The organism is Vibrio sp. 2134-1 (assembly GCF_033339495.1).
The window spans coordinates 1-655 of record NZ_JAWOUS010000525.1 but is presented as its reverse complement, the minus strand read 5'-3'; the positions used below and the strand labels follow the sequence as shown (position 1 = coordinate 655).

1 pseudogene is annotated in these 655 nt (G+C 43.7%); it reads right to left on the bottom strand.

What is annotated here, in order from left to right:
- A pseudogene (locus tag R7R78_RS27015) lies at positions 1-655 on the bottom strand (GGDEF domain-containing protein); the annotation flags it as partial.

The following is a 655-nucleotide window of genomic DNA, read 5'->3' as shown; positions in this document are numbered from 1 at the left end:
TGGTTTCACCAACGATCGACCTACGGCAAACGCGAATAAGCTACCCATGAAGATAGAAATAATGCTGATTGCCAGCAGCAAAATGAACATGTTGTGTTTATCTTTAGACGTTATCGCTGCAACTTGGGCAATGTTTTGCTCTTTTTCTTCTAATAAATGGGCAAGGTTAAGCTCCAAATATACGGCTCCAAGCGTCACATCTGATTGGTGAATAGGCGCGGCAATTTCCAGTTGTTCTCTAGATAGAGCGACTTGGACACGCTCTTGTTCAATTGCCTTTAGAATAAAGTCTGAGCGGTAGTGGGGCTGAGCAAACATGGCAAGCTGAGGTGTACCATCGTGGAATACAAGTCCATCGTTATCTACAACATGGATTTTTGATACGTCCGGTTGGCTTAAGGTTGCCGTAATCTGTCCATAGACTTGGCTGATGTTATCGTTGTAAAGCGGATCAAACAGCTGCTTAGACAACAACTCCGCGTACACTAATCCTTTTTGTTTGACGTAGGATTCCGTCTTATCTTGAGAATTTTGCGTAATCTGCTGTGCGAGATTGTTTGAGTATGTGTCGTAGCCATGCATGTAAAGTACAAGGTTGACCACAACCACCAAAACAACGACGGAGATGGTCGCGAAAATGTACTTGGTTTCTAGC